The organism is Elusimicrobiota bacterium, from assembly GCA_026388155.1.
Classification (GTDB): domain Bacteria; phylum Elusimicrobiota; class Elusimicrobia; order Elusimicrobiales; family UBA9959; genus UBA9634.
The window spans coordinates 163,541-180,527 of the sequence record JAPLKI010000025.1 but is presented as its reverse complement, the minus strand read 5'-3'; the positions used below and the strand labels follow the sequence as shown (position 1 = coordinate 180,527).

Here is a 16,987-nt window from a genome sequence, read left to right as displayed (position 1 = left end):
ATGCCCTAAGCCGTATGCCATATGCTTTTTAAGGAGTTTCCTTATAGCGTATGGCTTATAGCTTACGGCTTATGGCGGGCGCGGCGCCCTTACGGCTTATGGCGCTGTTAGCGCTGTTCACCATCTCAGGTTCGGCTGTCTTGCGGCCTGCACTTCATCAAGACGTTTTACCGGCATGGTGTGGGGGGCGTCTTTCACTTTCTGCGGGTCGCTCGCGGCTTCGGCGCTTATTTTCTTCATGGCCGAGGCAAACTCGTCTATAGTTTCCCTGGTTTCCGTTTCGGTGGGCTCGATCATTATAGCTTCGTGCACGATAAGCGGGAAATACACAGTGGGCGCGTGAAAACCGTAATCAAGCAGGCGCTTGGCGATGTCAAGGGTTTTTATCCCCTGTTTCGTCATTTCCGGCCCGGGGGTAAGCACGCACTCGTGCATACAATGTTCTTTGGAATGAGCGGGAAAACAGTCTTTCAGCAGGGCCTTGGCGTAATTGGCGTTGATGATGGCGTTTTCAGCTATCTCACCCAGTTCCCGCGAAGAATGCATAAGCATATATGCGTAGGCCTTTAAAAGCACGCCGGTATTGCCGAAGAAGGCTTTTACCCTGCCCACTGTAAGCGGCCGGTTGAAATCCGCCAGGAAGCGTCCTCCTTCTTTTTTTATTACCGGCACGGGCAGATAGGAGTCTAAATATTTTTTTACCGCTATGGCTCCGGCCCCGGGGCCGCCGCCGCCGTGAGGCGTTGAGAAGGTTTTATGCATGTTCAGGTGCATTATATCAACGCCAAGCTCTCCCGGTTTTACCAGGCCGATGAGTGCGTTAAAGTTAGCCCCGTCCATGTAAACCAGCGCCCCGGCTTCATGGGCCATTTTGGTTATGGTCTCGATGTTTGACTCGAAAATGCCCAGGGTGTTGGGAACAGTGAGCATTACCACAGCAGTTTTCGCGCCCAAATGCCGTTTTAAAACCTCCAGATCCACCCTTCCGTCGGGGCCTGAATTTATGTTAACGGGAGAAAAACCGAGCATGGAAGCGGTGGCCGGGTTGGTGCCGTGGGCTGAATCCGGCACGATTATTTCAACCCTGTCTTTTTGGCCTTTGCGCGCGAAATAAGCCCGGGCTACCAAAAGGCCGGTAAATTCGCTGTGCGCTCCGGCCGCGGGCTGCAGTGTTATGGCATCCATGCCGCAAAGTTCGCAAAGGCGGTTTTGCAGATCGTAGAGGCACTCAAGAGTTCCCTGCGCCGTCTCGTCGGAGGCCAGCGGGTGCAGGCCGGCAAAACCGTCAAGGGCCGCTATGTCCTCGTTGACCCTTGGGTTATACTTCATGGTGCAGGAGCCGAGCGGATAAAAATGGCTGTCCACCGAAAAATTAATTTTTGAAAGCCGAGTGAAATGGCGCACGGCGTCAAATTCTGAAAGTTCCGGCAGCCTGGGCGCGGTTTTGCGCCTTAAAGTTTCCGGCACGGGGGCGGCGCCGTGTTTAATGCGGCCTTTGAATTTAAGCGCTCGCCTGCCGGGCGCCGACTTCTCTATGCTTAGCCTGTTGTCAAGTTTCGTTATGTCGTTCATATGCTTTCCCTTACGGCTTTCTCAAGGCGCGAAACATCCTCTTCTGTTGTTGTTTCGGTGGCGCATACCAACAGGGTATCGCCGAGCTCGGGATAAAAATCTTTAAGCGGCAGACCGGGGTCTATGTTTTCCTTCTCAATAAGCCGGGAGCGCAGCTTTCTTGCGTCGCAGGGGAGCGCAAGCGTGAATTCATTGAAAAATGTCCCTTTAAATTTCAGGCTGATGCCTTTTATGGCGCAAAGCCGCTCGGCGGCGGCGTGCGCGGCATCATAATTGGCCTGGGCCAGCTCTTTAAGCCCTTCCGGCCCGAGCAGCGCCAGGTAAATAGTGGCGCCAAGGGCGCAGAGAGCCTCGTTGGAGCAGATGTTGGAGGCGGCCTTATCGCGGCGGATATGCTGTTCGCGCGCCTGCAGTGTCAGCACGAAGCCTCTTTTCCCGTCTTTGTCTTTTGTAAGGCCGGATATTCTGCCGGGCATCTGGCGCACATATTCCTTTTTGCAGGTGAAAATGCCGAGGTAAGGCCCGCCGTAGCTTAAAGGAAGCCCGAGGCCCTGTCCCTCCCCCACGGCGAAATCCGCCCCTTGCGCGCCCGGAGTGCGGAACAGCCCGAGGCTTACGGGGTCCGCCGCCGCCACAAAAAGCGCGCCTTGAGCTTTGGCCAGTTCCGACACTTTGCCGAAGTCTTCAGCCAGTCCGAAAAAGTTGGGGCTCTGTGCCGCTACGCAGGCAGTTTCCTGGTCAAGCAGGCCCTCAAGCCCGGCAAGGTCCAGGCAGCCGTCCTTGTGAGGGATCTGTATGAACTTGTAATCTTCGCCGCCGCCGAAATAGGTTTTTAGCGTGGCTATGTACTGCGGATTCACTCCGTAAGAGTAAAGCACTTTCTTTCTGCCGGTAATTCTGACTGCCGCCCGCACGGCCTCGGCGAAGGCGCTTGCTCCGTCATACATTGAGGCATTGCCGTAATCCATCTCATAAAGCGCGGCCATGGAACTTTGGTATTCGTAAATTGTCTGCAGTATCCCCTGGCTGGCCTCGGCCTGGTAAGGTGTGTAGGCGGTAAGAAATTCTCCGCGCGAGAGCAGGGCCTTCAGGGCCGCCGGTATGTAGCGCGCATAAGCGCCGGCGCCCACGAAACTTTTAAGCATTTTGTTTTTGGACGCAAGAGTCCTCATGGCGGCGGCGGCCTGCATTTCATCCATCCCGTCAGCCGGCAATTTAAATTTGGGATAAAGGAACTTTTCAGGCACCTGTTTTACCAGATCGCTGAAGGAGTTGACTCCTATAATTTTAAGCATCTCCTCCCTGTCTTTTTTGGTGTTGCCTATAAACATGGGGAACTCCTTGTGGAACGAAAGGGCATAGGGGCTAGGGGTCAGGGTTTAGGGAAGGAGTTCCTTGTATTAGCGACCTCTATCCTAACCACTAGCCCCTAGCCCCTGCTGTTAATGCACGTTCTGTTTTATGAATTCCTGGTAAGCGGTCCAGTCCATCAGGGTTTTGAAGTCGTCCGGGTTGCTTATTTTCATTTTAAACAGCCAGCCTTTTTCAAGGGGGGACTGGTTGATGATGGCCGGCTCGCCGGTTACCGCGGAGTTAAGGGCGGACACTTCTCCGGATACAGGGGCATAAATGTCAAAAGCTGATTTCACGGATTCCACCACTGTGCAGGGTTTATCTTTTTCAAGTTTCTGGCTCATCTTAGGCAGTTCCACAAATACCACGTCGCCCATTTCGTGCTGGGCATGGTCTGAAACGCCAACAGTAGCTTCTGAGCCTTCAAGCGCTATCCATTCGTGGGTTTTTGTGTATCTGGCTTCTTCCGGTTTGGGCATTTTAATCTCCTTAATAACGAATCAATTGTAAGTTTAGAGTGTCGAGTTTGGAGTTTTAGAGTTAAAAACCCCAAAAATTCCCAACTCGTAACTCCCAACTCCTAACTCTCCACTTACTTAAACGCTGTTCCTTTATGAAAAGGCGTCTTCGTAACCTCGGCCTTAACACGCCGGCCGTGAATTTCCACTTCAAGCGGCTCGCCGTTTTTCAGATCGGGGATGCTCAGGTAGCCAACGCCGATGCCTCTTTTGAGGGTGGGGGAGTAGGTGGCGCTGGCCAACTCGCCTATTTCCTTACCGTCCTTGAAAACCTTGCAGCCGTTCCTGGGTACGCCGCCCTCGGTCAGAGCCACGCCGGTCAGTTTGCGGGTGACGCCCTCTCTTTTCTGTCGTTCAAGCACGGCGCGGCCTATAAATTCACCCTTGTCCAGGCACACCACCCAGCCGTAATTCGCTTCGTAGGTGTTGTGGTCGTCGTCAACATCCTGGCCGTAAAGCAGATAACCGGCTTCAAGACGCAAAGTGTCGCGCGCGCCAAGGCCGCAGGGAATTATATTGAACGGCTTGCCAAGCTCCATCATTTGTTCCCAGATCTGGCTTATCACCGCGTGGGGAGCGGTAATTTCAAAGCCGTCCTCACCGGTGTAGCCGGTGCGGCTCACAAAACAATCCTGGCCGAAAAGCTTTTTTTCCACGATACCAAAGCGCGGCAGTTCAAGGGCCTCGGGGGCGAAGGTTTCAAACATTTTCGGCACATTCGGGCCCTGTACGGCCACCATGGAATAAACATCGCTTTTATTTTCAATGGTCACGTTCATTTTTCTGGCCTGTGATTTCAGCCAGTTATAATCTTTTGTGGAGGTGGTGGCGTTAACTATCACCAGATAGCGGTTAATAGAAAGGCAAAAAGCTATTATATCGTCCACTAAACCGGCATGCTCGTTGGTAAGGTGGGAATATACTCCCTTGCCGGGTACGGCTTTGCGCAGGTCGTTGGCGTTGGTGCGTTGCAAAAGCCTGAAGCTGTCTGGGCCGCTGACGAAAACCTGGCCCATGTGCGATACATCAAAAATGCCCGCTGAATTTCTAACCGCGTTATGTTCCTTAATTATACCTTCAAACTGTATAGGAAGCTCCCAGCCGTGGAAATCCACCATCTTGCCGCCGTATTTGCGGCATGTTTCATTTAAAGCTGTTCTTTTTAACTTGTCCGCGGTGATATCCATACTGCCTCCTGACGGGTTTTGGTTTCCCGCGCATATTCTTTTATAACAAAATTATGTGTGGCGGGGCAAGAGAACGCACCGGGGAACGCGGGGTGTCAACAGCTTAAAGCCCCGGGTGAAGCGGGCGGGGTGTCACGGGGTATTAAGAGGGCGCGCAAACGGGGTCACCTATTTAAAAGCCGCCCCGTCTGACTACTGGCCGGCTCCCACGCCTTTACCGCCCGGCTGTGCCGCGTCAGGCTTGAACCGGCGCGTTACTTTTAATATATTACTCCTAATGAACCCAATAGGATTGATACGCCAATTCATACAGGGGCTTACCAGCGACACCGACCCGCGCCAGATAGGCGCCGGCATAGCCTTCGGTTTTCTTATAGGGCTTATGCCCAAAACCACGCTCACCGCTCAGCTGCTTATAGTGCTGCTGATGGCCACGCGCGTAAATATCCCTATGGCCCTGCTCGCCGCGCTGGCGGTAAGCCTGGCGAATCCGTTGATAGACAGGCTCAGCGATCCCATCGGTTACGCCCTGCTTACCAGTTCGGCCCTGCGGCCTATGTGGACAAAACTTTACAACATGCCGGTAATTCCGTGGACCGGCTTCAACAATACCGTGGTGCCGGGAGGGCTCGTGCTCGGGGCCATACTGCTGGTCCCGGTGTATTTTGCCGGGAAGCGTTTCGGGGTTTTCTATAACGAAAAATTCCGCGAGCGCGTGATGAATTCAAAAACAGGTAAATGGCTGAAAGCCTCGTGGCTCCTGGAATGGTACTTCAAAGGGGGAACTTAATATGCGTAAATCATATATAGTTCCCCGCCTGGTACTGCTCCTGCTCATCTGGGCCTTTTTCTTCTTCGCCTTTGACCCGCTGCTGAAATGGGGCATGATAAAGGGTATTGAAAAAGGCGCTAAAGCTAAGGTTGAAATAGCCTCTCTTCATACTACTTTCCTGCATCCGTCGCTGAAACTGACCGGCCTGGTCGTGGCGGACTCCAACGACGAATACCGTAACCTGGTGGAATTCTCGGATTTGTCCTTTTCGGCCATGGGCGCGCCGCTGCTGGAGAAGAAGCTGGTTGTGGACAACGCTTCGCTTTCAGGCCTGCGCTTCGGCACGGCCAGAAAGACCTCCGGGAAACTCGCTTTTGTTAAGGAAGAACCTTCGGAGCTGGTGGAGGGGTTCAAAAAAGAGTCCAAAAATTTTGCGCTGGACCGCGCCGCAGACGTAAAGACCGACACGGTAAAAAGCTATAAGGTAGACCCGGCGGAGCTTGAATCCGTGAAACTGGCCAAACAGCTTGAGGAAAGCTACCAGAAAGACTACAGGAGCATTGCGGAGCGCGTTGATACGAAGAAATACCAGGACGGTCTGGACGCGCTGAAAGCCCGCTACGAGAAAGCAAAAGGCGAGGGCAATTTCGCCAAACAGGCCAAAGATTACGCCGACATAGCCAAGGAAGTAAAAAAGCTCACCGCGGACTTCAAAAAAGACAAACAGGAGGCCGAGGCGGCGCTCGCTAAAGCTAAAGATTCCTTCAAGGCCGTGGACGAGGCCCGCAAGAAAGATCTGGCGGCTGTAATGTCTAAAATGAAACTGCCGTCCATGGACACGCAGTCCATAGCGCGCATGCTGGCGGGGCCCATGCTAGCGGAAAAAACCGCGGCCGGCATGAAGTGGATAAGCCTGGCGCGCAAGTACATACCGTCCGATTCCAAAGGCGTGCAAAAGAACGAAGCCCGCCGCGGCCGCGTGGTGCATTTTCCCAAGGCCGAGAGCTACCCCAGTTTCCTGGTGCGCAGAATGTCCGTTTCCGGAGAGCTGGGTGCGGAAGACCCGCTTGAGTATAAAGGGGAAATAGACGGCCTGACTACGCAGCCCAAGGTTTACGGCAAGCCCATGACCGCCTTAATAAAAGGCGCTAAAGGCGCGCGCAGGCTGGACTTCAAATGCTCGGTGGACACGTCCGGTCAAGAGATCAAGACGGACTCCGCGCTGTTAATCTCCGGCATACCGGTAAAACAGCTGCAGTTCGGTTCCCCGTCGTCTTTTATGGTGGATATAACGGGCGCGAGCGGGGCTTTTGAAGGGACATTGAAAACCGAAGGGGAAAACCTGGACGGCAAGGCCTTCGTGCGGCTGACCGGCGCAACGTTTAAGCCCAAGGCGGACAATATTAAAGCGCCTCTAAGGTCCGCGGTGGAAGCTTCTTTCTCCGGGCTCTCCTCGGCCCTTATTGAGACCGCCATAGCGGGAACGGTAAAGTCCCCGAAGCTTTCAGTAAGCACGGATCTGGCCAATGCCCTCTCAAAAGCCTTCAGCGGCGCTATGGGCGCCGAAATAAAGAATGCCCGGGAGGAGGCGCAGAAAAAAATTGACGAGGCGTTAAAGCCTTATCGCGCCAAGCTGGACGGACTGGCTTCGGAGAAACAGGCCGAGCTGGGCGGCAAGCTAAAAGACGCGGAATCCAAGATTTCCGGCATGGGGGACGGGCTGCTGAAAAACCTTGTTCCGGGCAAAATGAAATTCCCGAAGTTTAAACTGTGAGGATGCCGCACCTGCGGTCTCCCTATTTTTTTGAAAAATAAACTGTTTTTCCGTCCAGGGAGGCTTGGGCGTTGATGACTTTACAACTTGTCACCAATGCTTCATTGCCGATGTTTCTGTTGACATTTTGGGGGAACACGTTAAAAACTATTTCCACTTGAACGGGCGTCTTCGCGTTTAAAAGCTTTTCCGCCCGGTTTTCAGCGATCTCGATGACCGGAAGCTTCAGTTCAAAAAAATGACACAGCCCGGCTTCGTATTGGCCGCTTAGGTCATATCCGTGCCGATTAAGATCATACACAGGCAAAGCCGCCTTGAATCTAAGCGCAAATCTCATATTAAGGAGGTCCTGGTAGCGGCGCCCCGGCGTGGTTTCGTTTTGTTCGCGTTCCGACTCAGTGGCCCCTAACGCTTTATTCTGGATCGCGTCATCGATCTCTTTCCGCTTATCGGCATCCTCCTGCTCCAGCTTTTTATATTTTTTATACGCCGCGCTATTGAAGTTCGGTCCGGTACCGAAAGTTCTTGTCCCATCAAAAACATAAGACACATCCTTCAGGTCCTGTTCATAAGCATAAGCGGGTTCCTTGAGGGATAGTTCGTTCTGAATATCCCCTACGCCCGGCAGACTGATCCCCGGAACTAAAGTCCGGGCTTTGGCCAGGTTCTCTCTGGCCAGGTCATACTGCATTTTGTTCAGATTCTCTCTCGCGGCGGACACCAGGCTCAAGGCCGTGGTTTCAAGATCTTTTATTTTTAAAAGCTGCGCATCCGCATATTCCATGAAATCCTTGTTCACCCCGCGGACTTGATTCAAAACATATCGTGTCGCCTCCATGTTGGGACTTGCAATGTCTCCCGCCAGTCCTTTAAGCGCACTCCTTACCTCGGCGGCGGGATACCCGGCCTTTATCGCTTCTTTAAATGAAAGCAAAGCCTCTTCTTTTTTATTGTCTTTGGCGAATAATACACCGATCTCGTAATGTGCCGCCGCCGCTTTCTGTTGATCGGTCGGATTTTTTGCCAGATACGCTTTATAGGAATGTATCGCTATTTTGTTCGCCCCTTCTTTCGCCTGCCTGGCGGCAACGTCGAAATCATCGGAGCATCCGCAGATAAAAAAGAGGACCGGGATGAGGCCGGCGAGATATCTTGTTTTGATCATTGTGCAGTCCTGGGTCCAGTCCGGGGTCAGGTCTTGAATTTTGACATTTTAGGGACTGGTCCGCCTAACCTTGTGAATATTATGCCCCAAATCCGGGGTGTGGCGCAAATTTTTTATAAGTCTTGCTGCGGCCTTTAGGAAAAATTACGATAACGGCCTTTATGTTTCCTGCAATTCCAGTTGCAGCCCTATGGGGCAATGGTCTGAACCCTGTACTTGCGGCAGTATGAAGGCGTCTTTAACGAGGCCTTTTTTTTCCTCGTTGATAAAAAAGTAATCTATTCGCCAGCCCACATTGCGTTCGCGGGCGCGCGTTTTATAATCCCACCAGGTATAATTATCCGGCTCAGGATGCAGTGAACGGAAAGTGTCCACCCATCCCAGGGCGGTTATTTTATCAAGCCAGACGCGCTCAACCGGCATGAAGCCGGAATTATTCTCATTCTCTTTCGGACGCGCGAGGTCTATTTCCTTGTGCGCAGTGTTTACATCGCCACAGAAGATTATGGCCTTGCCGGTCTTGCGCAGGGCTTCGATATATTCCAGAAAAGCTTCGTAAAAATTCAGTTTGTAAGCCAGTCTTTCAGGGCCCTGTCCGCCGTTAGGAAAATAAACGTTGAGTAGGTGGAAAGTGGGATATTCAAGCGCTATTACGCGGCCTTCCACATCATATTTAGCTATTCCCATGCCACAGGAGACGGAGAGCGGCGGGGTTTTATAGAAAGCCGCCACTCCGCTGTAGCCTTTTCGTTCGGCGGGGCACCAGCCCGACTTATAGCCCGCGAAGGCCATATCTTCCGGTTCCAGTTGCTCCGGCCTTGCCTTTATCTCCTGCAGACCGACGATATCCGCCCCTGAGGTCTCAAGGAACTTATGGAAGCCTTTAGTGAGGGCCGCCCGGTACCCGTTAACATTCCAGGAAAGAATTTTTATTGACATAATGATAGCGGCGAGGTGATAGGGTTTAGAGTTTAGGGATGGGGTTCCCTACGCTTTTCGCTATCCGCTGTACGCTCGCCTCTATTTATTGAGCGCCTCATGTATGGCTTCCGCCATTGTGGGGTGCGCGTAAATTATTTCGCGCATATCCGCGCGTTTCAGCTTAAGTTTAACCGCAAGCGCCATAAGGTGTATCAGTTCAGTTGCCGGCCCGCCTACTATCTGGGCGCCCAGCACGGTTTCGTCGGCGGCGTCAAATACCAGCTGCACAAATCCTTCCGTTTCTTCAGTGGCCGCCGCTTTGCCCACTCCCAGAAAAAAAGCCCGTGAGGTTTTTACCACAAGTCCTTTGGCTCCGGCCTGAGCACTGTTCAGACCCACCGTACCCACTTCCGGCCAGGCGTAAACGCATTTGGGTGCCAGGTCCGCGTCAAAAGTTTTTTGGGCGCCGAAAATATTTTCAGCCGCTATTTCGCCCTGACGGCTGGCTGAATGCGCAAGCGGGGAAATTCCGTTGATGTCGCCCGCGGCATAAACATTTTCCGCGGCGGTGCGCATAAATTCGTCCACCTTAACGCCCTTCCGGTCCCATTTGAGGCCTATGGTCTCAAGCCCCAGACCGGACAGGTCCGCGGAGCGTCCCGCGCCCACCAATATTTCTTCCGCTTTCAGCTGCGAGCCGTCTTCCAGCGTCACTATTTTTGTGCCGCCGGATATTTCAAGTTTCACGGCTTTTTTGCCGAAGTGGAACTTAACGCCGCGTTTTTCAAAAGAGGAGCGCACGACGCGCGTCACCTGCGGGTCTTCTCCCGAAAGAATCTCTGGAAGCAGTTCCAAAACGCTTGTCTCAACGCCCATGGCGTTAAAGAAGCAGGCGAATTCAAGCCCTATTACGCCGCCGCCCACTATTAAAATGGAACCCGGCAGCCGGGGCAGGTCAAATATCCGATCCGAATCGGCCAGCTGTTCCTTGAATTCCAGGAAAGGCGGGGGGAAGCCCGGCCTTGTGCCGGCGGCCAGCACCGCTGCGTCGAACTGTTTTTTAACTGGGTTCTGCGCGGTTGTTACGGTAATTTCGTTTTTGCCGGTGAAGACGGCTTTGCCGCGGATTATTTCTATTTTTTTTGCCTGGAAAAGTTTCTCAAGCGAAGCGCGCAGTTTAAGCACCACCCCGGCGCGCCGGGCCTTTATCTTTTCCCAGTCCAGCATGGCCGGGGAAAAGTTCGCGCCTGAGCCGTCCTTAAGCAATTTGCGCAGGCCTTCAAAAGCGTGTGCCCGGTGGGCGGTGTCAAGGAAGGCTTTTGAGGGGATGCAGCCGCGGTTAAGGCAGGTTCCGCCGAAATCACCTGACTCGATTATGCAAACTTCCGCTCCCAGCTCCTTCAGGCGGAGCGCCGCCGGATAGCCGCCGGGGCCGGAACCTATGACTATAACTTTTTTAGGCATGTGCTTCTCCATTTAATGAAAAATAACTGAAAAACAATTCGCTGAGCGAGTTAAGCGCGGAGACCAGTTTTTTGTTCAGCGTTTCAGAAAACACCGGGGTAATTTCAGGCCGGGCAAGCGGCCCAATGGCCGTCAGCTTAAGTTCATTCGGGCCGCTCTTCGCCTCAAGGCGCGACTCAGTAGAGCGCGCGGCTCCGTCAAAGGCCAGGTCCGCCTTAAGGTTGAGGAAATTTGAGTCTATTTCTATGTTTTTCAAAGAAATTACCGAGTTTTTTAAGCTGAAAGCGGCTTTGATGTCTTTGACTTCAATATCTTCTATGCGCGGCACAGACTTGCCCATCACGGCGGAAAAAAGCTCAAGGCCGCCGGTCAGAGTCCGCTTTGCCGAGGTTTCGCTTCCCGGGATGAAAAGTTTTTCCGCCTCCAGTCTCGCGGAGTAGTTTTTTTCTCCCGCTTTTGAGCGCATATTGAAAAGTTCACAGTCCGCCCTGACCGCCGCCAGCGTTATAGCGCCGTAAGAGGCGTCATCAGCCTTAAAGGAGCCTTTAAGCGAGGCCAGCCCTCCGTAATCAAAATTCGCGCTGGTTTTAATATCTATCAGGGAACTTAACAGCTTGCCGGCTACGGCGCTTTTCAGCAGGCCTTTAAATTCCGCGGTGTAGTTGCCGCCGAACGAGGAATAATGCAGCAGTTTCAGATCGGAGTTTTCAAACACAAGATCCCGCCCGGAAGTGGTCATGCTCACTTCAACTCTGGCATTTTCAAGTGTCAGCTCTTTGGTGTTCCAGGTAATATAAAGGCCCTGCGTGGTTTTCGGCAGCATGGCTATAAGATCCTCAAAATCCCAACGGCCCGCGTTTTCCCGCAGTTTAAATACAGGATCTGTAAAACTGATCCTTTCGAAATAAACCTGCTTTTTCAACAGCGCGCGCAGTTCGGGGCGGATTATGGTTTGCCGGGCGCAAAAAAACTCTCCGGTTTTGAAAGAGGGCCGCCTTGAAACACAGGCGTCGTCAATAATGATGCCTTTCAGCGGGGAGAAAGATATTTTTTTAAACCGTATTTCTCTGCCCAGTTTCTGCCCGGCGGCCGAATTTATGCGGCTTATAAGATAACCGGAAAACCGGCTGTATTTGACATAAACGAACAATGCTCCGCTCAAAAAAAACAGCAGAACCAGGCCAGTTATTATTTTTGAAAGCCGCGTTTTCATGGCTTTATTATAGATAAGAAGCGCCTGTCGTGGCAAAAACGCCGCTGCTGACAGAGCGCGGAGCAATGGATTGTAATATTTGTAAGATACGCGGGATTATAAAAAAATTATTTTCCCGGCAACAAATAAATCCTGATTATTAATTTTGTGGTCGTTTTCCCTGCGGTTTTTTCCCCACGGGGAAAAGACTACTGGGCGCTTTTCGGCAGAAAACCCGATATAACGGAGAGGAGCTCTTCGCTATCTACCGGCTTCTTCAATACGCGGACATTGGTCATCCCCGAAACCCAAGGGACTATTTTTTCGGGGAGGCCCGTAACGAACACTATAGGGACTCCTTCCTGAATAAGGCTGCTGACCACTTCTAATACCTGTTTCCCGCCGCCAGACGGCATGGCTACGTCCAGGATAAGAAGGTCCGACGGGGCTTCCTTGAACAATATGATAGCCGCCGTAGCTTCTACCGCAGTCTCGACCTGGTACCCTGCCTTCGAAAGCAGCGAAGAGTAAAAGTCAAGAATAGCGACATCGTCGTCCACCGCAAGTATTTTGATAGGTTTCATTCTTTCCCCGCTTTCCCTGCCGGTTTGTATGTTAAATGGATACTCCGCTAACCCATAAGATTAGCTTTATTATACAACAAGATTCCCGGCATAATCTCGAAGGCGAGAGTTCCGGGGATCGCCAACTGCGGAATTAGGGTATAATATCTGTGCGAGCCAGAGTATGAAAAAGGTTTTTTTATCCGTAGAAAATAAATTTCACATTGCTTTTACAGCCATTGCGGTTTTTTTTGCGCCGCTGTTTTTCGCCTCCGCTCTTAACGCCTATGTTTTGACCGGCCTCGACGTGCTGAAGCGGCAGGATTTCGCCCAGTTCGAGGGTAAACGGGCCGCTATAGTGACCAATCAAACCGGGGTGGACCGCTCGGGCTTGAGTTCCGTGGACGATCTTTTTAATTCCCGAAATGTAAAGCTGACAGCCATATTCACCCCGGAACACGGTTTCAGGGGCACAGCAACTGACGGGGAAGAGATAGGCAATTCAACCGACCCCGTTACCGGCCTGCCGATCTACAGCCTGTACGGCAAAACGCTCAGGCCCACCGCGGCCATGCTCTCGGGCATAGATGTTATATTTTTTGATATACAGGACGTCGGCGCCAGATTTTACACCTACCTTACCACCATGGCGCTGTGCATGGAGGAGGCGGCTAAACGAAAAATAGATTTTGTGGTTCTGGACCGCCCGAACCCGATAACCGGGTCGGTTTTGGAAGGTCCCGTGCTTGACCCGTCCGTTCAGGAGTTTACAGGTTATTTCCCGGTGCCGGTGCGTCATGGCCTTACGCCGGGTGAGATGGCCCTGCTTCACAAGGACCTGCGCAAGCTTGACCTCAATTTGACAGTTATAAAGTTGCAGGGCTGGGACAGGACCATGTATTACGACGAAACCGGCCTCAACTGGGTAAACCCGTCCCCGAACATCAGGGGAGTGGATGCAGCCATAATGTATCCCGGCATAGGCTGTTTTGAGTCCACCAACATGTCGGTGGGCCGGGGCACGGATTCGCCTTTTATATGGTTCGGGGCGCCCTGGCTGGACGCGCAAAGGCTTGCCGCAACGCTTAACTCTTCGGGTCTGGAAGGCGTTCGTTTTTACGCCGAGGACAGAACTCCCTCAAAAGACGCTTATGCCGGCCGCTTGTGCCGCGGCATAAGGATCGAGATAACGGACAGGGCGTCCGCGCGCCCGATGGATATTTTCGTGCGGGCCGTCTGCGCCATGCGCGATAAACGATATTACGGGGAGTTCAGGGTAAGGGAAGCTGAATTCAGGCTTATGGCCGGGAACAATGTGTACAAGGCTGTTTACGAATCCACCGATTCCGCCGAAAAGATCCTGGCCGATTTTGCCTCCCAATGCCGGGACTTTGAGAGTTACAGAGCCAAATATCTTTTATACTGATTTTTCAGCAGCCGCCGCTTTAATAATTTCGTCCGAAAGAGCCTTGATTTGACCGGAGTCTTTAAAAGCCAGCTTGTAGACAAAATACCCGCTGGTTTCTTTCGCTGTTTCAGTTACAAGCGCGCGTATATCCTCGTACTCATTTCCGCCAAGCTCAAAACACAGCGCTGTTATCCTGCCTTTTTTAATTTCAAATTTGCTTATCAGTTCCGCGCCCTCGGGCCAAAGCCGGACCAGCCTGCCCCATAGCGGCGGCAGGTCCAGCGAGGTTTTTATCAAAACCGGAATGTACCCGGGATTCGTTGTGCGGGAGTTGAAAGGCTGAGGACTGACGACCGGGGGGGGGGATGGGGTAAAAATAGTTTTTATTTTTGGTATGTTTTTTTGCGCCGCTTTTAATTTATCACGGAGCCTCCCCCAAACCGCCGCCGCGTAGGTTCCCGCTGTTTTCAACCTTTCTAAAATAGCCAGTATTTTCTGTCTCATCCTTCAGCCTTACTTCGGTTCATTTTCGAAAAATATCAGCCCGGCGCCGTTGTCTTCCGCGGTAAACCATATTTTTCCGTCTTTTGAGGCCAGGCCTGTTATCTTCAGCGATTTCCGGGAGTATTGCGTTATTTCCGAACTTGAAAGCAGCGTCTCCGGCTGGTCTAGCGGCATTTTTACCAAAGCTTTAAAACCTTCGTCTACGGCCCATAAAAAGCGGGTGTCGCAGGCGAAAGCCGCTATTTGCCTGCCGGGATACCGGTATCGTGCCAGTTCGGTAAGGCTGTCGTTCGGCAGGCGTTTGGAAAGTGTGTTGTCGTTGTATGCTATCCAGAAGTAAAGCCCGTCGTGGCAGATACCGGCGATGTCCGCGCGCCCGGTCTTAATTTTCGCCAGCAGTTTTATGCCGGGGGCTTTCAGCCTTTTTTCAATCACCCCAGAAGAGGTTTGAAGCCAGAGGGCGTCTGCTGAAGCGGTCATGGCGGCAGGGGGCTCTTCCGGCAGGCTGGTTACGCTTTGTATGCTGAAATCCGCCGCGCTGTGTGTGTATAGCGCCTGGGTATACCAGTCGGTCACAAGCACGTTGCCGCCTTCGGGCGCTACCCCAGTGGGGTGGGAGTAGGGCAGGCGTATTTCCGTGGGCGCCGGCTGAGGGCGGGGCTGTTTGCTGAAAGCAAAGAACCAGCCGGCGGTCATGCCGGCCGCGAGCGCCGCCAGTATGGCGAAAACGATCAGCGCGTTTTTTTTCCTTCCAAGCGCTTTTCCGTCAAGTTCAAGCGGCGTGCCGCCCAGATCCAGGGTTTTTTTGTAGAGGGGTCGCAGTTCCTCTTCCGTCCAGGGGCTTTGGGCGCAGTCAAAAGCTCCCAGTTTCATAAGCGCCACGGCCCGCGAGGCATTGCGGTTGTTAAGCATTACCACCAGCGGCAAAAAGGGGGCTACCCGTCTTAGTTCCCGCAGTTTTATTTCGGTGGACGGGTCTTCCGTATCAACCATGAACACGGCCTTCGGGCGGACCTTTTCAAAAATTGAAAGGGTGTCGTTTAAATCCAGCGAAAATACGGCGTCGGCGCCCATATTTTTGAAGATGTTGGCCAGCACCAGGCGGTTCTTTTCGCTCGAGGTTATTATCTGCACCGTGTTGAACATAAATCAGCCTTCGGCTTAGTCACAGGTCACAAATCACAAGACACAAGTTGCTGAAATTAAAAAGCGAATAGCGAATGACGAATAGTTACTGTTTGCCGTTCTCCGGCGGCGGCGCCGGTATGGTGAAAACTGCACCCTCAACGGGCAGACCTTTTGAAATATCTTTTTCATTGGCCTCGTAGAGCCTCTCCCAAAGGTTGGGGTTGCCGTAGTATTTTGAAGCGATTGACCTTAAGGTCTCTCCGGCTTCCACTTTGTGGAACCGGGGCCATTTTTCCGGCGGCGGGGGGACATATTTTTTTGTGAGCTTCGGTTTTTCCCGCCTGCTTTCCGCTTCCAAAATTTTCAGTTCCAGATTCTTCAGCTGGCCTTCCATGTCGCGCAGGCGGGTATGCATCATGGTCAGGTCCGATTCCAATATGCTCTTGTTAACGCGGGAAGTGGCCACCGAGGTTTCAAGTCCGGCCTGCTGAACGCGCAGGTCGTTTATCTGGGTTTTAAGTTCTTCCGCCCTTCTGCCGGCTTCCCCGACCAGTTTTTCGTTGAAGGAGGGCGCGCCGAAACGATAGGCCGCGCTTATTCCGTAAAAACCCGCCGGCTGGTTAAAGCCTTTCCAGGGAAGCGACCAGGTAAAGTCCAGGGTCAGGGGCAGAGTGTTTATGCCGAAGCCGAGCGCCAGGTAGTCGGACCCGTTAAGCGTAAAACCCTTGCCTGCCCTGACCTGGAGGAGACTGTTAAAAAGATTTTTTTCCGCGCCCATGAAAAATTCGGAATAGGCCCCCCGCGCGCGCAGGTCCAGCGCGAAAACGGTGTCGCCGTGGCGATAGGAATTTCCAAGGGTCAGGGTGGCCAGCGACCGCCCCAGGCCAAAAACGGCGTCGGTCAAAACCAGCGCGGTTTTAAGGCCGGAGTTCGATTCAAGCAAAAGCCCGCCGTCCAGGCCAATGCCTATATGGTTTTCTTTCAGGGAACGCAGGTTTACCAGTTTTACGCCGCCGCCGTAAAGGATGGGTTTTTGAAAATATTTCATAGTGGTCTTTGACCCCATTTCAAAAGCCAAAGTGTCGCGGCTGCCCGCAATGCCCTGCCTTACCGCGTAGTAGCCGAATCCCGCGACCCGGCCGGCGGTATCCGGGGACGGGCGCACGTAGGCAAGGGCCGCTTCCCCCTCGCCGGCAAGCGGGGACAGGCGTCTGCCAAGCGTTAAAGAGGTTTCAGTATTCACAAGGTTTGAAAGCCCCGCCGGGTTGTAAAAAATCGCGTAAGTGTCGTCGGCTATGCTTGCAAAAGCCCCGCCCATGGCGTTTTGCCTGGAGCCCGGCATAATAGTGGTAAGGTCACCCGCCAGGGCGTTTACTCCCGAAAGTAAAAGGCCCGCGGCAAGACAATGGAGCGTGAATTTTTTCATAAGGTCAAATATATTATAATAAAGAATACTTTACCGGTAT

Annotated in this window: 15 protein-coding genes; 3 read left to right on the top strand and 12 right to left on the bottom strand. The window is 52.8% G+C overall.

The features are described from left to right. Positions 1-117: 117 nt before the first annotated feature. From gcvPB to gcvT, 4 genes are all read right to left on the bottom strand, one after another. Positions 118-1,572 carry an aminomethyl-transferring glycine dehydrogenase subunit GcvPB gene (gene gcvPB, locus NTX59_13055; GenBank protein ID MCX5786603.1) on the bottom strand — a complete coding sequence of 485 codons (1,455 nt, stop codon included), beginning with the start codon at positions 1,570-1,572 and terminating at the stop codon, positions 118-120. Next, positions 1,569-2,903 (bottom strand): aminomethyl-transferring glycine dehydrogenase subunit GcvPA, encoded by a 1,335-nt coding sequence (gene gcvPA, locus NTX59_13050; GenBank protein ID MCX5786602.1) that lies wholly within the window; start codon positions 2,901-2,903, stop codon positions 1,569-1,571. Before gcvPA ends, gcvPB begins: the two co-directional genes overlap by 4 nt. 111 nt (positions 2,904-3,014) lie before the next feature. Next, positions 3,015-3,404, bottom strand: a complete 390-nt coding sequence (gene gcvH, locus NTX59_13045) for a glycine cleavage system protein GcvH (protein ID MCX5786601.1) — start codon at positions 3,402-3,404, stop codon at positions 3,015-3,017. A gap of 113 nt (positions 3,405-3,517) precedes the next feature. Continuing rightward, positions 3,518-4,630, bottom strand: coding sequence for a glycine cleavage system aminomethyltransferase GcvT (gene gcvT / locus NTX59_13040; GenBank protein ID MCX5786600.1), 1,113 nt, complete (start codon positions 4,628-4,630; stop codon positions 3,518-3,520). A 277-nt stretch (positions 4,631-4,907) separates the two neighbouring features. Between gcvT and NTX59_13035 the strand changes: the two genes are divergently transcribed. Both NTX59_13035 and NTX59_13030 read left to right on the top strand, forming a co-directional pair. After that, positions 4,908-5,420 carry a TIGR03546 family protein gene (locus NTX59_13035; GenBank protein MCX5786599.1) on the top strand — a complete coding sequence of 171 codons (513 nt, stop codon included), beginning with the start codon at positions 4,908-4,910 and terminating at the stop codon, positions 5,418-5,420. A 1-nt stretch (position 5,421) separates the two neighbouring features. After that, positions 5,422-7,176, top strand: a complete 1,755-nt coding sequence (locus NTX59_13030; GenBank protein MCX5786598.1) for a TIGR03545 family protein — start codon at positions 5,422-5,424, stop codon at positions 7,174-7,176. Between the two features lie 22 nt (positions 7,177-7,198). Here the strand turns inward: NTX59_13030 and NTX59_13025 are convergent, their stop codons facing one another. The 5 genes from NTX59_13025 to NTX59_13005 form a co-directional block, all read right to left on the bottom strand. After that, positions 7,199-8,341, bottom strand: a complete 1,143-nt coding sequence (locus NTX59_13025; protein ID MCX5786597.1) for a hypothetical protein — start codon at positions 8,339-8,341, stop codon at positions 7,199-7,201. A 159-nt stretch (positions 8,342-8,500) separates the two neighbouring features. Then, entirely contained in the window at positions 8,501-9,283 is a 783-nt protein-coding gene (locus NTX59_13020; protein ID MCX5786596.1) for an exodeoxyribonuclease III, read from the bottom strand. A 78-nt stretch (positions 9,284-9,361) separates the two neighbouring features. Continuing rightward, on the bottom strand, positions 9,362-10,726 hold the full coding sequence (gene lpdA, locus NTX59_13015) for a dihydrolipoyl dehydrogenase (GenBank protein MCX5786595.1): 1,365 nt from the start codon (positions 10,724-10,726) through the stop codon (positions 9,362-9,364). After that, complete coding sequence (locus NTX59_13010) at positions 10,719-11,939, bottom strand: hypothetical protein (GenBank protein MCX5786594.1); 1,221 nt, start codon at positions 11,937-11,939, stop codon at positions 10,719-10,721. Before NTX59_13010 ends, lpdA begins: the two co-directional genes overlap by 8 nt. Positions 11,940-12,127: 188 nt before the next feature. After that, positions 12,128-12,502, bottom strand: coding sequence for a response regulator (locus NTX59_13005; GenBank protein MCX5786593.1), 375 nt, complete (start codon positions 12,500-12,502; stop codon positions 12,128-12,130). A 163-nt stretch (positions 12,503-12,665) separates the two neighbouring features. On the opposite strand from NTX59_13005, the gene NTX59_13000 reads away from it, so the two are divergent. Next, positions 12,666-13,907 (top strand): DUF1343 domain-containing protein, encoded by a 1,242-nt coding sequence (locus tag NTX59_13000; protein ID MCX5786592.1) that lies wholly within the window; start codon positions 12,666-12,668, stop codon positions 13,905-13,907. On the opposite strand, the gene NTX59_12995 is transcribed toward NTX59_13000, so the two are convergent. From NTX59_12995 to NTX59_12985, 3 genes are all read right to left on the bottom strand, one after another. Continuing rightward, positions 13,899-14,393, bottom strand: a complete 495-nt coding sequence (locus tag NTX59_12995; GenBank protein MCX5786591.1) for a hypothetical protein — start codon at positions 14,391-14,393, stop codon at positions 13,899-13,901. The two genes, NTX59_13000 and NTX59_12995, sit on opposite strands and share 9 nt — an antisense overlap. 9 nt (positions 14,394-14,402) lie before the next feature. Next, positions 14,403-15,539: a hypothetical protein gene (locus NTX59_12990; GenBank protein ID MCX5786590.1), complete on the bottom strand. Its 1,137-nt coding sequence runs from the start codon at positions 15,537-15,539 to the stop codon at positions 14,403-14,405. An 85-nt stretch (positions 15,540-15,624) separates the two neighbouring features. After that, positions 15,625-16,947 (bottom strand): hypothetical protein, encoded by a 1,323-nt coding sequence (locus NTX59_12985; protein ID MCX5786589.1) that lies wholly within the window; start codon positions 16,945-16,947, stop codon positions 15,625-15,627. Positions 16,948-16,987: the final 40 nt, after the last annotated feature.

Bases quoted from the DNA above. Each gene is read 5' to 3' on its own strand.
- gcvPB (MCX5786603.1), bottom strand. From the start codon at position 1,572: ATGAACGACATAACGAAACTTGACAACAGGCTAAGCATAGAGAAGTCG.
- gcvPA (MCX5786602.1), bottom strand. From the start codon at position 2,903: ATGTTTATAGGCAACACCAAAAAAGACAGGGAGGAGATGCTTAAAATT.
- gcvH (MCX5786601.1), bottom strand. From the start codon at position 3,404: ATGCCCAAACCGGAAGAAGCCAGATACACAAAAACCCACGAATGGATA.
- gcvT (MCX5786600.1), bottom strand. From the start codon at position 4,630: ATGGATATCACCGCGGACAAGTTAAAAAGAACAGCTTTAAATGAAACA.
- NTX59_13035 (MCX5786599.1), top strand. From the start codon at position 4,908: ATGAACCCAATAGGATTGATACGCCAATTCATACAGGGGCTTACCAGC.
- NTX59_13030 (MCX5786598.1), top strand. From the start codon at position 5,422: ATGCGTAAATCATATATAGTTCCCCGCCTGGTACTGCTCCTGCTCATC.
- NTX59_13025 (MCX5786597.1), bottom strand. From the start codon at position 8,341: ATGATCAAAACAAGATATCTCGCCGGCCTCATCCCGGTCCTCTTTTTT.
- lpdA (MCX5786595.1), bottom strand. From the start codon at position 10,726: ATGCCTAAAAAAGTTATAGTCATAGGTTCCGGCCCCGGCGGCTATCCG.
- NTX59_13010 (MCX5786594.1), bottom strand. From the start codon at position 11,939: ATGAAAACGCGGCTTTCAAAAATAATAACTGGCCTGGTTCTGCTGTTT.
- NTX59_13005 (MCX5786593.1), bottom strand. From the start codon at position 12,502: ATGAAACCTATCAAAATACTTGCGGTGGACGACGATGTCGCTATTCTT.
- NTX59_13000 (MCX5786592.1), top strand. From the start codon at position 12,666: ATGAAAAAGGTTTTTTTATCCGTAGAAAATAAATTTCACATTGCTTTT.
- NTX59_12995 (MCX5786591.1), bottom strand. From the start codon at position 14,393: ATGAGACAGAAAATACTGGCTATTTTAGAAAGGTTGAAAACAGCGGGA.
- NTX59_12990 (MCX5786590.1), bottom strand. From the start codon at position 15,539: ATGTTCAACACGGTGCAGATAATAACCTCGAGCGAAAAGAACCGCCTG.
- NTX59_12985 (MCX5786589.1), bottom strand. From the start codon at position 16,947: ATGAAAAAATTCACGCTCCATTGTCTTGCCGCGGGCCTTTTACTTTCG.